The 17,003-nt window shown below is 40.2% G+C and carries 12 protein-coding genes; 9 read left to right on the forward strand and 3 right to left on the reverse strand.

Annotated elements, in window-relative coordinates:
* Positions 1 to 73: 73 nt before the first annotated feature.
* The gene (locus H7844_14920) at positions 74 to 1,228 is read right to left on the reverse strand and encodes a serine protease (protein MEO5358571.1); all 1,155 of its coding nucleotides are present in this window, start codon (positions 1,226 to 1,228) and stop codon (positions 74 to 76) included.
* 415 nt (positions 1,229 to 1,643) lie between these two features.
* Complete coding sequence (locus H7844_14925) at positions 1,644 to 2,936, reverse strand: DUF3391 domain-containing protein (GenBank protein ID MEO5358572.1); 1,293 nt, start codon at positions 2,934 to 2,936, stop codon at positions 1,644 to 1,646.
* A gap of 440 nt (positions 2,937 to 3,376) precedes the next feature.
* Here H7844_14925 and fumC point away from each other — a divergent pair, with 440 nt between their 5' ends.
* Both fumC and H7844_14935 read left to right on the forward strand, forming a co-directional pair.
* Positions 3,377 to 4,765, forward strand: a complete 1,389-nt coding sequence (gene fumC / locus H7844_14930; protein MEO5358573.1) for a class II fumarate hydratase — start codon at positions 3,377 to 3,379, stop codon at positions 4,763 to 4,765.
* A gap of 158 nt (positions 4,766 to 4,923) precedes the next feature.
* Positions 4,924 to 5,370 carry a M67 family metallopeptidase gene (locus H7844_14935; protein ID MEO5358574.1) on the forward strand — a complete coding sequence of 149 codons (447 nt, stop codon included), beginning with the start codon at positions 4,924 to 4,926 and terminating at the stop codon, positions 5,368 to 5,370.
* A 90-nt stretch (positions 5,371 to 5,460) separates the two neighbouring features.
* On the opposite strand, the gene H7844_14940 is transcribed toward H7844_14935, so the two are convergent.
* Positions 5,461 to 5,667, reverse strand: a complete 207-nt coding sequence (locus tag H7844_14940; protein MEO5358575.1) for a cold-shock protein — start codon at positions 5,665 to 5,667, stop codon at positions 5,461 to 5,463.
* Between the two features lie 552 nt (positions 5,668 to 6,219).
* Between H7844_14940 and H7844_14945 the strand changes: the two genes are divergently transcribed.
* The 7 genes from H7844_14945 to H7844_14975 all read left to right on the forward strand — a co-directional run bounded on the left by H7844_14945 (position 6,220) and on the right by H7844_14975 (position 16,659).
* Positions 6,220 to 7,119: a hypothetical protein gene (locus tag H7844_14945; GenBank protein MEO5358576.1), complete on the forward strand. Its 900-nt coding sequence runs from the start codon at positions 6,220 to 6,222 to the stop codon at positions 7,117 to 7,119.
* Between the two features lie 227 nt (positions 7,120 to 7,346).
* Positions 7,347 to 8,423 carry a nicotinate-nucleotide--dimethylbenzimidazole phosphoribosyltransferase gene (gene cobT / locus H7844_14950; protein ID MEO5358577.1) on the forward strand — a complete coding sequence of 359 codons (1,077 nt, stop codon included), beginning with the start codon at positions 7,347 to 7,349 and terminating at the stop codon, positions 8,421 to 8,423.
* Between the two features lie 160 nt (positions 8,424 to 8,583).
* A complete protein-coding gene (locus H7844_14955; protein MEO5358578.1) occupies positions 8,584 to 9,474 on the forward strand; it encodes an HDOD domain-containing protein in 891 nt (296 codons plus the stop codon).
* 45 nt (positions 9,475 to 9,519) lie between these two features.
* Positions 9,520 to 9,951 (forward strand): hypothetical protein, encoded by a 432-nt coding sequence (locus tag H7844_14960; protein MEO5358579.1) that lies wholly within the window; start codon positions 9,520 to 9,522, stop codon positions 9,949 to 9,951.
* Positions 9,952 to 9,974: 23 nt separating this feature from the next.
* On the forward strand, positions 9,975 to 13,133 hold the full coding sequence (locus H7844_14965) for a UvrD-helicase domain-containing protein (GenBank protein ID MEO5358580.1): 3,159 nt from the start codon (positions 9,975 to 9,977) through the stop codon (positions 13,131 to 13,133).
* Entirely contained in the window at positions 13,117 to 14,880 is a 1,764-nt protein-coding gene (locus H7844_14970; GenBank protein ID MEO5358581.1) for a putative maltokinase, read from the forward strand. The genes H7844_14965 and H7844_14970 overlap by 17 nt, the downstream gene beginning before the upstream one ends.
* 63 nt (positions 14,881 to 14,943) lie before the next feature.
* Positions 14,944 to 16,659: a hypothetical protein gene (locus H7844_14975; GenBank protein MEO5358582.1), complete on the forward strand. Its 1,716-nt coding sequence runs from the start codon at positions 14,944 to 14,946 to the stop codon at positions 16,657 to 16,659.
* Positions 16,660 to 17,003 lie beyond the last annotated feature (344 nt).

The following is a 17,003-nucleotide window of genomic DNA, read 5'->3' on the forward strand; positions in this document are numbered from 1 at the left end:
ACAAACTCTTGCTCCCACAATATATTGACCATAATCTTATGCTATAAAATCACGGGTGGGGCTAACTTGACGCTTACCGTCTTTCATTTATACCAAGCAATGCTAAGTCCATAATATCGCTACCCTTAAGATAAATTGCTTTTGTAACTCTATCCCCGGCCAATCTAATTTGAAAAACATTATAGCCTTTTCTTAAGGCATCACCAACAACATGATAGTTAGTTATTAGTAAACCGTTAGGACTTATAAGAAAACCAGTACCCATGTTCGTGCCTGCATAAACAGTAACAACAGCGGGCTCAACAATTTTTATTAATTCAGTTGTTTTTAAACCAGCCGGGATTTTTATTTTGCTTTGAGATTGTTCAATGTCTACTTTTACTGTATACCAGAATTCTCTCAATTTTCTTTCATTTTCTTTTTCCTCTTCCTTATCAACTTTAGAATATTGCGGTGACCGTTCAACGTCAAGGGTAGTTCGTAGTGCAATCCTTATTGCATTGCCTCTTGCTTCACAAGCAAGCGCAGGATAATTAGTTTTTAGTATAATTTCCATAACTTGATACCAAAGTGCATCTTTTACCTGGAAAGTGGTTGTGCCTCTTACATCTGAATCCACTACTATATTACAGCCGCTTTCCTGTGAAAGAAGTTTAAACACTGCTACTATATCCGCATTTTTTAAATCCAGAACCAAAGAGTAGTTTATGCCGCAGGACAAAGCATAACCACATGAATTTACAACAGGATAATTACTCTTTTTAACCTCGATTGCTTCTGTGTTTTCCTTCTTAGAGTAATTACTCTTCTTGCTCTCAATTACCCTCTTGGCTACATCAACAGGCCGGTCTTTATTCCCTGCTTCTTTGGGTTTAGTATCATCATAATAAACGATCTCTTGAGATGGTTTTTTGTATAACACCTCATTCATGGGGCGGCCGGTAGCTCCGGGCTCAGCGGGTACACATTTTAGATATTTAGTGCCAACCCCTAAACACTTATAAACCGTATGGACTGGAGTTTCTACGTATTGAAAATTATTATCCTTTAAGCTCTCCTCCTCTTTATTTTTTGTCGCCAGCGTAATTATTTTGCATATCTTTTCCTTGCCTTTGCCTTCACATCTCAGAAAGCTGCCATCTGCTTGTTCTCTATATCGAACATCATCTCCAGCAAAACAAGGGACAATAAAAATTACTAATAAAAAGCATAGCACAAACAATTTCATGACAGCCTCCTCTTTTTCTCCCTGACATAAACGCCTGTGGTTTTACTAACTTAATTAAACGAATACTATATATGCGTAACTTAGTTATTCTATGTAACGAACTCCAGTGCCTGTTGGTTCTCTTTTATTTTGTTTATTTTTTTTTCCGTTACCGTATTTTTTTCTTCACTTACCATTGCGGCTATTTTGATAACCTTGAAAACAAATTCGCCTTGGGTGCCAAGTATTTCTCTCCAGTTTTTAACTGCAAACTCAAGGACATGCTCATCATCAATACCTAGTTCTCTAATTTATTAAGCAATTGACTGTCTCTTTCGGTTATAACGTCTTCTATATCTTCTTTGTACAAATCTGCAAGGTGACGCCCAAAGCCTGAGCAATGGCTGTACCTTTTTTGTAAGTTGGAATAAGAGAATCACTTTCCAAGCATCTTTACAAAATTAAAAAATATCTCTTTGTCATAATCCTCAAGCTGGCTTCGAACTATAGACAAAGCTTCAAATGTGCCCAGTGCTTTTTTGTACGGACGGGCTGTGGTCAGAGCGTCATAGACATCAGCCATGGTCACTACTTTTCCTGCAAAATGGATATCAGCAGCTCTGAGACCATTAGGGTATCCCTTACCGGTCATCTTCTCATGATGTTCGCTTAGTGCGTAAACCGTATTTGCGGGGATGTCCTTGTGAAAACTTAAAAGCTTTTGGCCTAAAACAACATGAGCCTTCATTATTTTGAACTCGTCGTCAGTAAGCTTGGTAGGTTTGTTTAGAATTGAATTGGGAATCTTACTCTTGCCGATATCGTGAAGCATCCCTCCCATTGCCAGTGCAAATATTTCATCCTCTTTATCTATACCTAAGTTCAAAGCAATACCCACCGCTAAGACGCTTACATTTATGCAATGAGTGTAGGTATAGTAATCAGACTTATTAATTGTAAAAAGCCCGTTTGTTAATGAGTTGTTTTCACGCATACTGTTGGTAATCATCTCAATGTTACGTCTGCAGCCTTTGATTTTCTCCCCGCTTCGGGGATCCATGAGAAACTCCTCCATCAGCATTTTGGACTCTTCCCTTAGCACTATGTTTCTAAGCACCTCCTTAGAAACACTTGGTGACACTAAATCCAGAAGCTCCTGAAGGTATCCCTGATATTTATTCTTATCATTACGGTCTATCAGAAAGTCACCTTCAGTATTTAATAATTCATCTGTTATGAGCAAATCCTTATTATTAAAGGCTATTAGCGGCACAATCTCAAGACTTTTCTTCACATACAAGGGAAATTTTATGTAAGTATCCTTTACCAAAGTAGTTTTATCAATGTGGCTGAATTTGTTTATCGCATTGTAATATTTGTCAAGGTCTTCTTTAGTATAAGGCAACTCTGCCGCTACATCTGCGGCTGCTTCCTTTTGAAATAATACAGCTTCTTCCATTTCAACCGGGCCGCTGACATTTAATATTGCTTCCTTTTTTATAAAATTAATTTTATCTATTTCCTCTGATACATTTACTGATATTTTTGCTGTGGTCTTAGAAGGGTCTATGAAAACATGAGTAATCCCTGCAGTTTTTATCTTTCTTATTTGTTCATCCGATTTTATAAGAAAACGATGTACTAAAAAAGGGGTTTGCTTCCATGAGGCGTCTATGTCCTCTAAAAACATGCCTACTTTCAGTTCATCAACACTAATTTTTTGCTTCACTTGTTACTCTCTCCACTCTGAGATGTAATCGATGTTACCTTATTATTTTTTTACGTAAAATTGTAACTTTGACAGCTAATTTCCCCTATAAGCAGCATAGTAAGTCAGCACCCAAGATTTGCGCCTATAAATTGCCTAAGTCTATCATTTTAATTCTAAAAAAGCAACTATTTATTTTTCACTTGTAATGCCTCCCATTCTTTATTAGCAGCAGTTAACTACAAAGGCAATATAAACTTTTTATAGTAGAAAAGAATGGATAGTCTGCTGTAATCTGGAATTTCCGCTCAAAAACCACTTTTAGCGGGCTACAGGATTTTTTATGCCGAATTTCGGGGGCACCTGTATAAATTGAAAAAAATCTTTCTAAACCACTATAATACAGACCTGTTTATTCATAATAGAGACGTATTTAAATGACAGTGGAGGGTAGCTGAAACATGCCTGTTAAACGGATGGAAAAAGACACCATGGGGGAGATAGAAGTTGATGCCGACCGGTACTGGGGCGCTCAAACTGAGCGGTCGCTGAAGTTCTTTGCAATCGGAACGGAGAAAATGCCGGCAGAAGTTATCATGGCATTTGGAGTTTTAAAAAAAGCCGCCGCTCTTGCCAATAAAGACCTCGGGATTCTTTCCGCCGATAAAGCGGATTTAATTGTCAAAGCAGCAGATGAAATAACCGAGGGCCGGTTGGATGGCCATTTTCCACTTTCTCTCTGGCAGACCGGCAGCGGCACTCAAACAAACATGAATGTTAACGAGGTGATAGCAAACAGGGCTATTGAGCTTGCCGGTGGCGTTATGGGCTCCAAAGACCCGATTCATCCCAATGATGACGTTAATAAATCCCAGTCATCAAACGACGTCTTCCCTGCCGCCATGCACATAGCTGCCGCTGTTTCCATAACCATTCGGCTTATACCCAACATAAGAGCACTAAGAGACGGTTTGAAGAAAAAATCGGATGATTTCTCCATGATTATTAAAATCGGACGCACCCACCTCCAGGACGCCGTCCCGCTTACTCTGGGACAGGAGTTTTCAGGATACGTCGCTCAACTGGATTTTTGTTTAAAGGCTATCGGAAGTGCTATTGCTCATATATATGAACTGGCAATAGGGGGGACAGCGGTGGGTACCGGCCTTAACGCTCACCCTGAGTTTGGCCGGCGGGTCTCTGAGTATGTCTCTGAATTTACAGGTTTGCCTTTTGTGTCGGCACAAAACAAATTTGCTGCTCTTAGTTGTCACGACCCGATAGTGTTTGCCTCAGGTGCACTAAAAGCCCTTAGTGCCGCTCTTATGAAAATAGCCAACGACATCAGATGGATGGCCTCAGGACCACGCTGTGGGATAGGGGAGCTGAGCCTTCCCGAAAATGAACCCGGCTCCTCCATTATGCCCGGCAAAGTTAACCCCACCCAGTGTGAGGCACTCACCATGGTCTGTGCCCAGGTCATGGGAAATGATGCCGTCATTGCAATGTGCGGCTCTCAGGGCAATTTTGAATTAAATGTTTATAAACCGGTAATTATCTATAATTTCCTGCAAAGCATAAACCTGCTTGCTGATTCATGCCGGTCATTTAACGACAATCTCGTTTGCGGCATAAAAGCCAACGAAAATACCATCTCCGCACACTTAAACAACTCCCTTATGCTTGTAACAGCGCTTAACCCTGTTGTGGGCTACGACAATGCTGCAAAAATCGCTAAATTAGCCTATGTGGAAGGCATTACTCTGAAAGAGGCATGTGTTAAACTGGGTTTACTAAGCGAGGATGAATTCACCCGTCATGTTAAGCCTGAAAAAATGATCTCACACTAAGAGACTTTACAGACTGTTCTACAGGATATGCACAATGAACAATTAGGGGTGAACATTGTACGCAATAAGTTATATCAGCGCAAAAATCCAAACCATTGCCCCATTGTGTCTTTCAACGGCAACTTTACTTTTATGGCATTTTTTTAGTATAAAATACTATGCACAGGGTAACACTTAGCAGAAAGGCTCTATTTCAAATATTTAATCATGCCGTAAGCACGTATCCTGAGGAGTGCTGCGGAATTATAACTAAAAATGAGCATTCAGAGACTGTCCATCAGTGCAGAAACATTCAGAATGAGCTTCATGCAAAAGACCCTAAAACATATTGTCGTACGGCGGCAATAGCCTACGCTATAGACAGGGATGAGGCTGAAAGAATATTTTCAGAGGCAAAGAGTGTTGGAGAAAAGGTTGTAGCGTTTTACCATTCACACCCTGACCACGAAGCATATTTTTCCGAGGAGGACATAGCCGCCCAGACAGTGTTTGGTGAACCGGAATTCCCTGAGGCTCTACAAGTAGTTATCTCGGTCAGACTTGGAATAATTAACAACTACAAGTGTTTCAGATGGAACGGTAAGGGGTTTGAGGAGGTCTGCTGACCTCCACGCCCCTCCGCAGTTATAAAGTAAATTAATTCCCGTACTTAAAAATTCGAATAACTTTTATCACAGGGTTAGCTCTGAGCTGTGCTAGTCTACAGGTGTTACCTCTGTAGCTTTTAACCCCTTATTGTCTTCAATAATCTCAAAAGAGACACGCTGCCCCTCTTCCAACGTTTTAAATCCATTACCCTGAATTGACGTGTAGTGCACAAATACGTCTGCACCTTCACTTCTTGAAATAAAACCATAACCCTTGGTCTTGTTAAACCACTTCACTGTTCCTTCTAACGCCATACTTAAAAACTCCTTACTAAATATTTGCTGCCATTAAAAACGGACACCTACTTTATACCCTTTTAGTTATCTGCTTGTCAAGAGAAATGATTAGAATATTTTATAGATTGATATTTTATCTCCGTTGCGTATAACATAATGGCACTGTAACTGCTCATGGGAAAAGGATTTAACGATAATACTTATTTATTTAAATATAAGCGAGGGCGTAAGCTTGCATTTATAATATGGACTGTAATTATACTAATCGTATCTGTTGTACCGGTACCGGAGGTTAAGGCCCCTGATAATTTTGATAAATTAGTCCATTTTGGGTTATATTTTTTAACGTCTGTAATGTTTTACTTCCTTGTCAGTCAAAAACCTCTTATCTCAGTTGTTTTTTCAACTTCTTATGGATTTTTTATAGAAATAGTACAGTTTTTTGTTCCCTGGAGGAGTTTTTCCCTTTGGGATGTCTTTTTCAATTTTATGGGCGCTCTGGCTTCTTTACTGCTACACATGTTTACAAAATACTTGACTAACGCAAAGATTTAAAATTAAAATACGCATATGGCTGATGTAGCTAACGAGGCGGAGCTTTATGACGCTTGCAGAGTACTCTTTGGTACTGATGTAAGGATAGACAGGAAGTTTTTGGAATACATTCAACCCTCTGGGGTGAAGAGTGCTTACAGAAAGATGGCGCTGCTTACCCATCCCGACAGAGTAGCCGCTCTGGGTAAAGATTATTTAAGAAACCTCAATGTGGATTTCCGTAGTGTTGCAGAGGCTTATGAAAAACTTAGTAAGTATTTAAAACTCAGGGAAAACGGCTATCAACTAAGAGGAATCTATACAAACACCACAGCTCCAAACTACAACAACAACTCGTGGAAGCCTAAGGAGCCTCCTCGTAGCTGGAGTAATACAACAAACAGCGGCAGCACCGGAGGCGGCACATGGCAAAATAAAAACAGCCAACATAGCGGCGGCACTTCAGGTGACAAATACTCATGGAATACAAAGACAGCCGGAGACCGCTTCACCATAGGTTCAAAAACTGCTTCAACATGTTCTTTTCAAACACAGCAAAATCTGCCCAGAAGGGTGCTGCGTATTGGGGAGTATTTATATTATTCAGGGCTGGTATCGTGGAAGGACTTAATAGCAGCCATTGTGTGGCAGACAAAGCAGCGTCAAAAGGTTGGGGAGATTGCCTCGCGGTGGGGATGGCTTAGTGAGGACAAAATAACTGAAATAATGAGATCAAAACAAAGAGGCGAAAAGATTGGGGAAGTACTCATCCGCCTTAAAATAATAACTCCTTTCCAGTGTAATATGCTGCTTTGGCAGCAACAAAAAAGCCAAAAACCTATCGGCGAATACTTCCTGCAAGAGCACCTGTTAAAAGATAACGATTTGAATAAATATCTTAAATTTTTAAAAGACCATAACACTAATTTTAAATAAGCTGCAACAGCTGCTTGTTATGCTTCAGAGCTAATATACACATATCACGGCTCATACCAAGCTGCATTTAATCGTCTAACTTCGTTGGTTTTGTCAAAAGCTCAGGGGTGTACTATAGGTCGCTTTCTCCCAGCTACCTGTGTTTACTTCTGACTGCAGCTTGGCATTACAATAGCTAAATACGTTATAATAGCAAAAACACAAACTACAGAGGAGACTGGATTTAAATGACAATCACAGAGGCGACAGCCAAGATAAAGCTATTGGACGACAAATACATCAAATTGGCACAGCAGCGGCTGGATAGTTTAACAAAACCCCGTGGCAGCCTTGGAAAACTCGAGGCCTTTGCCAAAGCGCTTTGTGCCATATACCAAACAGATATGCCGGAGATGCCGAAAAAGGGTATTTTTGTATTTGCCGGTGACCATGGTGTGGTGCAAGAGGGTGTGTCAGCTTATCCCTCGGAGGTAACCCCTCAGATGGTATTTAATTTTTTAAGAGGAGGGGCGGGAATAAACGTATTAGCCGGACATGCCGGGGCAGACGTTTTTGTGATAGACATGGGGGTTAATTTTGTTTTTAAAGACTGTCCTGGATTAATCAACAAAAAAGTAGTCTCCGGTACAAATAATATGACAAAGGGTCCGGCTATGAGCAGAGATGAGGCAACAAAAACCATTGAGGCCGGCATATCGCTGGCTCTGGAGTATGCTGCCAAAGGGTATCGTTTATTTGGCACAGGGGATATGGGAATAGGGAACACAACGCCGTCTTCAGCTATAACAGCGGTACTGACAGGGCTGTCTCCAAAGGCGGTGACAAGCCGCGGTACGGGAATAGATGATGAGTCGCTTATTAAGAAAATAAAGGTAATAGAGAGCGCACTATCACTAAACAAACCGGACAAACTGGATGGCCTTGATGTGCTGTCAAAAGTCGGAGGGGCGGAAATCGGAGGAATTGCGGGACTTTGTATCGGGGCCGCATCCCTGGGAATACCCGTAGTGGTGGATGGGTTTATATCATCTGCCGGGGCGGCGATAGCCTGTGCAATAGATAAGAAGGTGGCAGCATACTTGATAGGCAGCCATATGTCTCAGGAAGGAGGACACAGGCCCCTTTTAACCCATATGGGAGTTGAACCGCTTTTTGATTTTAACATGAGACTCGGCGAGGGTACCGGAGCGGCGCTTGCAATGACAGTGTTGGATGCCTCCCTGAAGATTTACAGAGAGATGGCAACCTTTGCAGAGGCTATGGTCTCAGACACGGATAAAGATATTCATAAGTGCGAGAGTTGACACACGCCTAAAGTCCCTTCAGTGTATGACCCAAAGACAAAGGAGATGCTAAAATATTTTATTTCTTGACAAAAAAACTGTAAAAAAACAATTGTTTATGCTATAATTGTGTTGGAATCAGGAGTGTGGGTTTAATGTGTTTCCTAAAGGGTGGTTTTATATGCAAAAAAAGATATTAGCATACATAGAAAAGATACCGGCACTGTCACCGACGATTGCTAAGATAGTGTCTCTCACTAACAATGACAGCTCATCAGCGGCAGATCTTGTGCAGGTAGTCAAGCTGGACCCGACACTTACCACAAAGGTGTTAAATTTAATCAACTCCGCATATTTCGGTATTGCACAAAAGGTTACCTCTATAAATCGTGCCATTATCCTGCTGGGAATGAACACCATTAAAAATCTTGCATTGAGTGCCGAGGTGTTGTCGTCGTTTAATCCATCCCACGGTGCTTCTTTTAATGTTGATAAATTCTGGGAGCACAGTCTTGCCACCGCAGTGGCCTGTAAACTGCTTTCAAAGTCAGTTGTCAGCGACCCGACTAAACAAGAGGAGTTTTTCATAGCAGGATTGATACATGATATAGGAAAGATATTTTTAATCAAGCATTTTTCTCGGGATTACTTCCCGATTGTCAAAAAAACAACTGAATACGGAAAGCTAATTGTTAAAGAAAAGAAATTTTTTTCTATGGACCATTCAGAAATTGGTGCATTGATAGCCGAGAAGTGGGCACTGTCTCCAGATTTGGTTAAAGCCATCCGGTACCACCACGACATAACCGGTGGAAACGAGAAAACACCGATGGTACCGGTTGTTTACATTGCCAACTACTACTGTAAAACCAACGGTTTTGACGACGATATAGCATCTCCGGTTATGGAGGGTCTTACTGATACAGACTGGAAGCGGCTCAGCCTAAGCGCTCAAAAAGGCATGGAAATTTTAGCTACCCTTCCTGTAAAGGTTGAGGAGGCTAAGGCTTTCCTGCAAGTAAGAAGTGTAACGGCGGATGAAACCGCAAAAGACGGTAAAGATGATGAATAACAAGCGGTTTATCGCTTTGATCATAAGTTATGAGGAGTTTATAAAATGAAGAGGATATTTGTGTTGTCAGTAATGGCATTTTTTTTATTTATGTCGTGCAGCAAGAAAGAGGTAAAGCCTGTTTCCATGGAATCACTGACGGCACAGGAGGCTATAGAGACAATAGAGAAGGTCAAAACAGCCTATATTAAAAAAGATGAGAGTTCCCTTAGAAGATATACTTCAGAAGAGGGTTTTTCTTCCAACTTTACCGTTAAGTCTATGGGCTTTTCCTCAGCCGAGTTATCCTTTACCCCACTATGGGTGGATATTAAAGGGGGCACAGTGCAGGTGCAGATATCCTGGACAGGTAAGTGGGTATATCATGGACAGAGCATAGGTGAAAAGGGGGTTGCCGGATTTGTCCTTACCGGGTCGCCTTACAGGATGAATATGGTTTTAAAAGATAACCCCTTCACAGTTGTTGCAGGCAAATAGTTATCGTGTAGCCTAAAAACTATATGGCCGAGGTGGTGCTTAAGTGTGATGACACTGAGGTGTTTCCACATGTTGTGGTCCTCAAAGCATCTGCAGGGTCCGGTAAGACACATACCCTTACCAAGAGGTATGTCCAGTTTATCCTTTCAAATAAAATACCACAAAATCGCCTAAGAAATATCCTTGCCGTCACGTTTTCAAACAATGCAGCCAGGGAGATGAGAGGGCGTATTGTCTTGTGGTTAAAGGAAATATGCCTTGATTATAAATCAGGAAAATCCGAAATTGCTGAGATAATAAACCTTCCTGATGATGAAATCAGGGCCAGGGCGGCAGCTCTGATTGATGAACTATTAAACCACTACACGGATTTTCAGGTTAAAACCATAGATAGTTTTATGGCCTCTGTGTTTAAGGCTTCCGTGCTTGACCTTGGATATGAACCTGACTTTGAAATCCTCTTAAATGGAGACGCCCTGATGGAGTATGCCTTTGAGGTGTTTTTGCGTAGTGTCAGGGAAAACTCAACAGAGGCTGCGCTGATTGAAGATATAATCAGGATAATTATGGAAAACCGCACGGAAGACTCCCGTTTTTTGTGGGACCCCTCAAGTGTGATTTTAGAGGAAATAAAGAAAATATATAAGAAAATAGCGGCAACAAGGTCACAGCATATTGTCTGTGTAAACTCCGCCGATGCAGAGAAAATAAAAAAGAACATAAAAGATGCCGCCCTCAGACTTAACACATTTATTTCCGGTACCGGCCTTACAAGAAGTAAAAACAGCTCCTTTAGTGAGATAGTAAGGGAAGTGGAAAGGGGGAAGTATGCCGATATAATAAAGCGTGGACTGAAGAATCCTCCTGTTACAAAGCCTGCTAAAAAAAACCCGGCAGAGGCACTCCTCTATGAACAGACAATCACACAGTGGAGAGAGCTGACTTCCCTTATCGGGCAATTTGCAGAGATTTTCAGCCGGACTTATTTTCTACCCTTTATAAGAGCATACGAGGCTTTTGCCGGCACCCTTGCACGTGCCAAAAAACAAAAGGGAAAGGTTTTTATTGAAGACATAAGCAAAAAACTCTCCCTATATATAGACAGAGATATCGTGCCCGATGTGTATTTCAGAATCGGTGAAACGATTTACCACTATCTGATTGACGAGTTTCAGGACACATCACCGATTCAGTGGAAAAACCTCTACCCGCTCATTGAAAATTCCCTGTCCCAGGGCGGCAGCCTCTTTGCCGTTGGGGATACCAAGCAGGCAATTTACGGCTTCAGGGATGCCGACTACAGTATTATGAAATCGTTTGAATCACAAAGTCCGTTTCCGGCGGCAGAGCAACGAGTGATGGAACTTGGTGTTAATTTCAGGTCTGAAAAGCCTATCCTTGACTTTAACGAGACGGTCTTTAAAACCACCTTGCCACAAAATGAAAAATATGATTTTGCCGCCCGCTTAAGCGGCCTCTCCAACTATAACCAAAGCGCCAAAGACAGCGCCTCTGCAGGCGGATTTGTTAAAGTGGATATTGTCAATACCACCGCCGATGAGACCAATGAGACGGAGCCCGAAAAGTTAAAACTATATGAAATCTTGGATGATTTAAAAAAAAGGGGATATAATTATAAAGACATCGCACTGCTTACTATGAGAAACGATGATGTAGTTACTATTTCCACATGGCTTAATGAAAAAGGTGCAGAGAGTTTAACTAACAATGCTCAGGCTGTCCCTTTTATATCATATAGCAGTCTTGACATAAGAAAAACAAATGTGGCTCTTGAGGTTGTAGCCCTTCTTAATTTTCTGGATTCCCCTGTGGATGATCTGTCCTTTGCAACATTTATAAGCGGCAGGATTTTTGCAGCGGCGGGTAATCTCAATAACCAAAAAATCACTTTAACAGAAATACGCCAATTTATTTTTAATCACCGCAGCGGCCACATCCCACTCTATAAAGCCTTTCAGCATGATTACCCTGCTCTCTGGAGCGAATACTTTGAGGCGCTCTTTAACTCTGCCGGATACTTCCCCCTCTATGACCTTGTCACTGAGATTTACAGAGTTTTTAAGGTATTTGATTTGGCAAACAAGGAATTAACCGCCTCTGAGGCATCTTTGGTTAAAATCCTTGAGGTGATTAAAACCTTTGAGGACAGCGGTACAAATAGCCTCAGGGACTTTGTAAGTTTTGCAGCCGACAGCGAGGGCACATCTGTACAGTGGAATATTGATGTGCCTAAGACTGAGGATGCCGTGTCGGTTATGACTGTACATAAGTCCAAGGGGCTTGGATTTCCGGTTACGGTTGTGATTTTATACGGGCAGAAAAACAAGACGCTTGACTATATTCTGGATGGAGATGAATCTGTTACCCTTCTTAAATTAAACCAAAAAATTCTCGATGCCATTTCACACTACGACGAGAAATCTCCGCTTAAAGACTTATATGACAAGGAGAAAACCAAAGAGCTTGTAAACAAGCTGAACACTCTTTACGTAACACTGACAAGGGCAAAAAGAGAGCTCTACGTAATACTTGTTGTAAATGAGAGAGATAAGTATCCGTTTGAACTATTCCCGGAGAGCTGCAAAGAGATCGGCACTAAAGCAGCTGTTGCCGCTAAAGAGGCTGAGGATACTTCAAATATCCTGCCCATACGTCACACACTCAGGCCTCCTTACCACTTTGGTATCAGCCTTGAGCCTATAAATATCGGGGAAAAGCAAAGGGGAGATTTTATTCACCGCATACTGTATTTTGTTGACTACATAGACGATGAGTTTAAGGACATGCTCTGCGAGATTATTGAAAATGTAAACTGTGAATTTGGAAATTTCTACGATGTGAAAGAAACAGCGGAGATATTGTGGGAGTTTTTACAACGGAGAGAAATCAAATTGTGGTTTATGCACTCAGAGGTAAGAGTGGTAAAAAGAGAGCAGCAGTATGCAACAAGCGCAGGGCATACGTTTAGAATGGACAGGGTGATAATTGACGGCAGCAGTGTATGTGTGATTGATTACAAAACCGGCAGGGCCCACGATGAGGATAAGTACAAGGTGCAACTACAAGAGTACCTAAAGCTGCTGCGGGAGTTCTATCCTGATAAGGATTGCAGCGGTCTCATAGCTTATACTGACTTACAGGGAAGTGTGCAAGTCCGATGAAATCCTCAAATCCTTTACTCTGACCGGTTATGATTATTTCCGTTTTGTCCTGAAAGATGAGAAGATATTTGCCAAAAAAGCACACATGAGTAAGGTGAGATTATTGGAAATGACCGGCAAGTTTGAAGAGGTTTTTTATGGCAAGCCGAAAAAGATACTTGAAAAAGAAGTGCTGCCATCTTATTTGTCCACTTGCAGATGGTTTGCCGGTAAGGCAAGAAAAATTCATGATACCGAGATTATGGAAGATATAGTTTTTAGCAGCTCTGTCACCGTTACCCATATTCTGCTAATCAAAATGACCTACTCTAAGGGACTGCCTGAGATGTACTTGTTGCCGATTTCTTTTGCAAATTTGCCGGACTCTAAATCACTGCTTGATGATTACCCCTTTGCAGTAATTGCAAATGTTAAAACCGGCTACGGCGAGGGTATAATTTTCGACGCCACATATGATGACAGCTTCAGGAGAGCATTGCTGTCATTTATCATAAAGAGGAAATCCATAAAAGGCGTAAACGGACAGTTGAGTGCTTTTTACGAAAGAAGAATGAAACATCACGGTGATAGTTACTACAACATTGAGTCATCACAGGTGCTTAAGGCAGACCAGAGTAACAGCTCTCTATTGTTTGAAAAAAAACTTATTATGAAACTTTTCAGAAAGCTCGAAGAAGGCGTAAACCCTGACATAGAGCTGGTACGCTTTATAGCGGAAAAAGACAATGGCAGCCCCATCCTCAAGAATATACCTGTTTTTATGGGCTCACTGGAATATAAACACAATCAGTTGACTGAACCGATTTTTATCGCCAATCTTCAGAGCTATGTACAGAACGAGGGGGATGCGTGGAGCTACACTACAGGGAATATAACAAGATTTTATGAAAACATCCTCTCCTCAAAAGCTGATGCCGCAGATATTAAGGTTGTACACAAGAGTTTGCTGGAGGTCAATTACGATAATATACCCAAAATTTTAGTAGAACTTATAGGGATAAGGTTTTTAGAGCTGGTCGGGGTTCTTGGCAAAACCACGGCGGATTTACACCTCACCCTTGCCACAGACAACAATAACCCGGACTTTACCCCGGAGCCCTTCAGCACCCTTTACCAGCGCTCTCTGTACCAGTCCATGCAGAGCATGGCGAAGAGGAATTTCGCGCTTCTGCGGAAAAACCTAAAGACGCTCCCTGAACCAGTCAGAGAACAATCCCTGCATATTCTTGAGCATGAAAAGAATGTACTACAGGTCTTCAGGTTATTTGTTGATATGAAAATAACCGCTTCAAAAATACGAATCCACGGGGATTACCACCTTGGGCAGGTGCTCTGGAAAGGTAATGAGTTTGTAATTATAGATTTTGAAGGTGAGCCTCTGCGTTCACTTTCCGGCAGGCGATTAAAGAGGTCTCCGTTGAGGGACCTTGCCGGTATGATCCGCTCCCTCCACTATGCCCCATACAGCACCTTGTTAAAAACGTCATTTTTTACACAAAGGGACATACAAGAGTTAACGCCATGGGCGGATATATGGTATTTTCATATAAGCGGGATTTTTCTAAGCTCATACTTAAAGGCGGTAGGAAACCCCGGATTTATACCCTCAGATCGGGTTGAATTTGAAAATCTGCTAAGAATATTCCTGCTTGAAAAGGCTGTTTATGAGTTAGGCTATGAACTTAATAACCGCCCGCAGTGGCTGATAATACCGCTAAAGGGTGTGGAACATATACTGGGGATTTGAAAGAAATACTCCGGTTAATACGTAACGTATTGTAGTAAAAATTTTAATTATGTTGGGGGTTAAATGAAAAAATTAGTTGAGATTTTTTTGTTGTCCTTATTGGGATTTTCCACTTTTATAGTTTTTTACAGGCTGTTTGATTATCATTACAACATAATAGCATATCCGTTTATTTTGGAATACAGAGAAGGCGTTCAGTTACTATCTACTGATTTAATCACTAAAGGTGGGAATCCATTTGATATAGCCAACCAGCCAATGTACCTGAATTATTATGGTTTTGTTTACAATGTAATTGCTGTTTTTTTTATGAAGTTTACCTCTGTTTTCGACAACTCTACCATAAGGTTAACACCCGCTTTACTTATTCACAGAATAGTTTCAGCTTTGGGCATATTGCTTTCCTGCCTTGTTGTCTTCTATATTATGTATCGCAAAAAAATCAGAATTATTTACATATTTCCTGCAATAGTAATATTGTATGCTTCTTTGCTTTATTCTGTAACATCTATCTCCAGACCAGATAGCATAGGTATGTTTTTTTTTCTGATGAGTATTTACCTGCCATGGCGTTACAGCTATTCAAAAGGTGGTTTGCTTTTATCTATACTTTTTGGAATATTTGCTTTTTATACAAAACAATACTTTATTTTGGGCGTCATCATGGTTTTGTCATATGTCTTTCTTTTTGTATCTAAGAAAAAAGCTATCACATTTACGTTTTTATTTTTTCTTTCATTTTTCTCTATAGCTGTTATAGTTAATCGTTATTTGGAAATGTTTTTTTATAATACTTTGATTACACAATTCGGGGCAGGACATTATAGTATATCTTTTCTTTATTTACAGATTAAGAGTCTTATTCTCTATCACAGTACGGGATTAACAATAATACTTGTCTGCATAGTGCTATACAAATTATACAGAAGTATCGATAATTTTAATTTTATTTCTTTCAAGTCTATAAAAATAATGATTTTAGATACACTCAGTCCAGCCAATTATAAGCAACCTTTATTTTCTATTAATTGTTCAATATTTACATATTGTATGATTACTTCTTTGTTAGTGATTATTTTTTTACTTGGCGGTTATGATGGTTCATATATGACTTATATCTTTCAATTATTAATGCCTTTTCTAATTATTTTTATTTTCAAAAATATTCCTTTTAAGAACTATGCACACTTCATAGTTATACCCTTAATAATCATGAATTTGTTTAGTTCATATTATTTTACTACAGGTTTTTACTTATATCAAACAGATGCAAAAAATTGGTTTGTAAGGCAATACTATAGAATGAAGGAAAGTCCTACATGGAGATTCTATAACCCAGATTGGAGGCTTGATTGGAAAATGGCAAACTATACCGTAAAATATCATAGAAATGTACTGGCATCCACACCATTAAGCGTATCATTGTTATTAATTGAAAAGCCTGTATATGACTCAGGGGCAACGTATTATGCCTCTAAAGTGACTAAGGCATTTAACAAAATTAATTTGTTACAACACATGTTTCCATTCAATTATTCTGAACTGTTGAACAACTATCTGAAATCAATAAGTTCAATGGTTGAAAATAACCACTTTGACATTTTATTTCTTGATAAAGGAGAGGGCATGTGGCTTATTTCGGAAGATAAAATAAAAAAAAGCGGTTATATAAACATTGGAGGACCTACACTTTTTATTCCACATACCGGTGAATATTTTGAAATGGCCGTGTGGAAAAAACCTGCGTTGGAGAATACACACTTCAAGAAGACTCCTTAACGCTATAACTCAAGATACCCTGTTCATCAGCTATGAACCTTCAAGCACACCACACAAGATACACCACCAACCGGCCAAACGACAACATAGAAAATATAGTAGTTTTATGCGATGACTGCCATGAATTTATTCACAAAAATAATATTAAAAATAAAATACCTATAATTTCTTTTCATCAATTCCACCGATTTTCATAAGATGCTTTTGTAAACCAATTTTAAGAGGCTTACTTCCGTGTACTGGATGAAATACGTGTAACAAACCCGACGGTGTGTTACGTTTTTATCCTTGTTATCCATTATGCCGCCTCCGTGAGTATTCTTTTTACTGTCATTGGATGCCAC

The sequence above is a fragment of the Nitrospirae bacterium YQR-1 genome, assembly GCA_039908095.1.
Lineage (GTDB): Bacteria > Nitrospirota > Thermodesulfovibrionia > Thermodesulfovibrionales > Magnetobacteriaceae > Magnetomonas.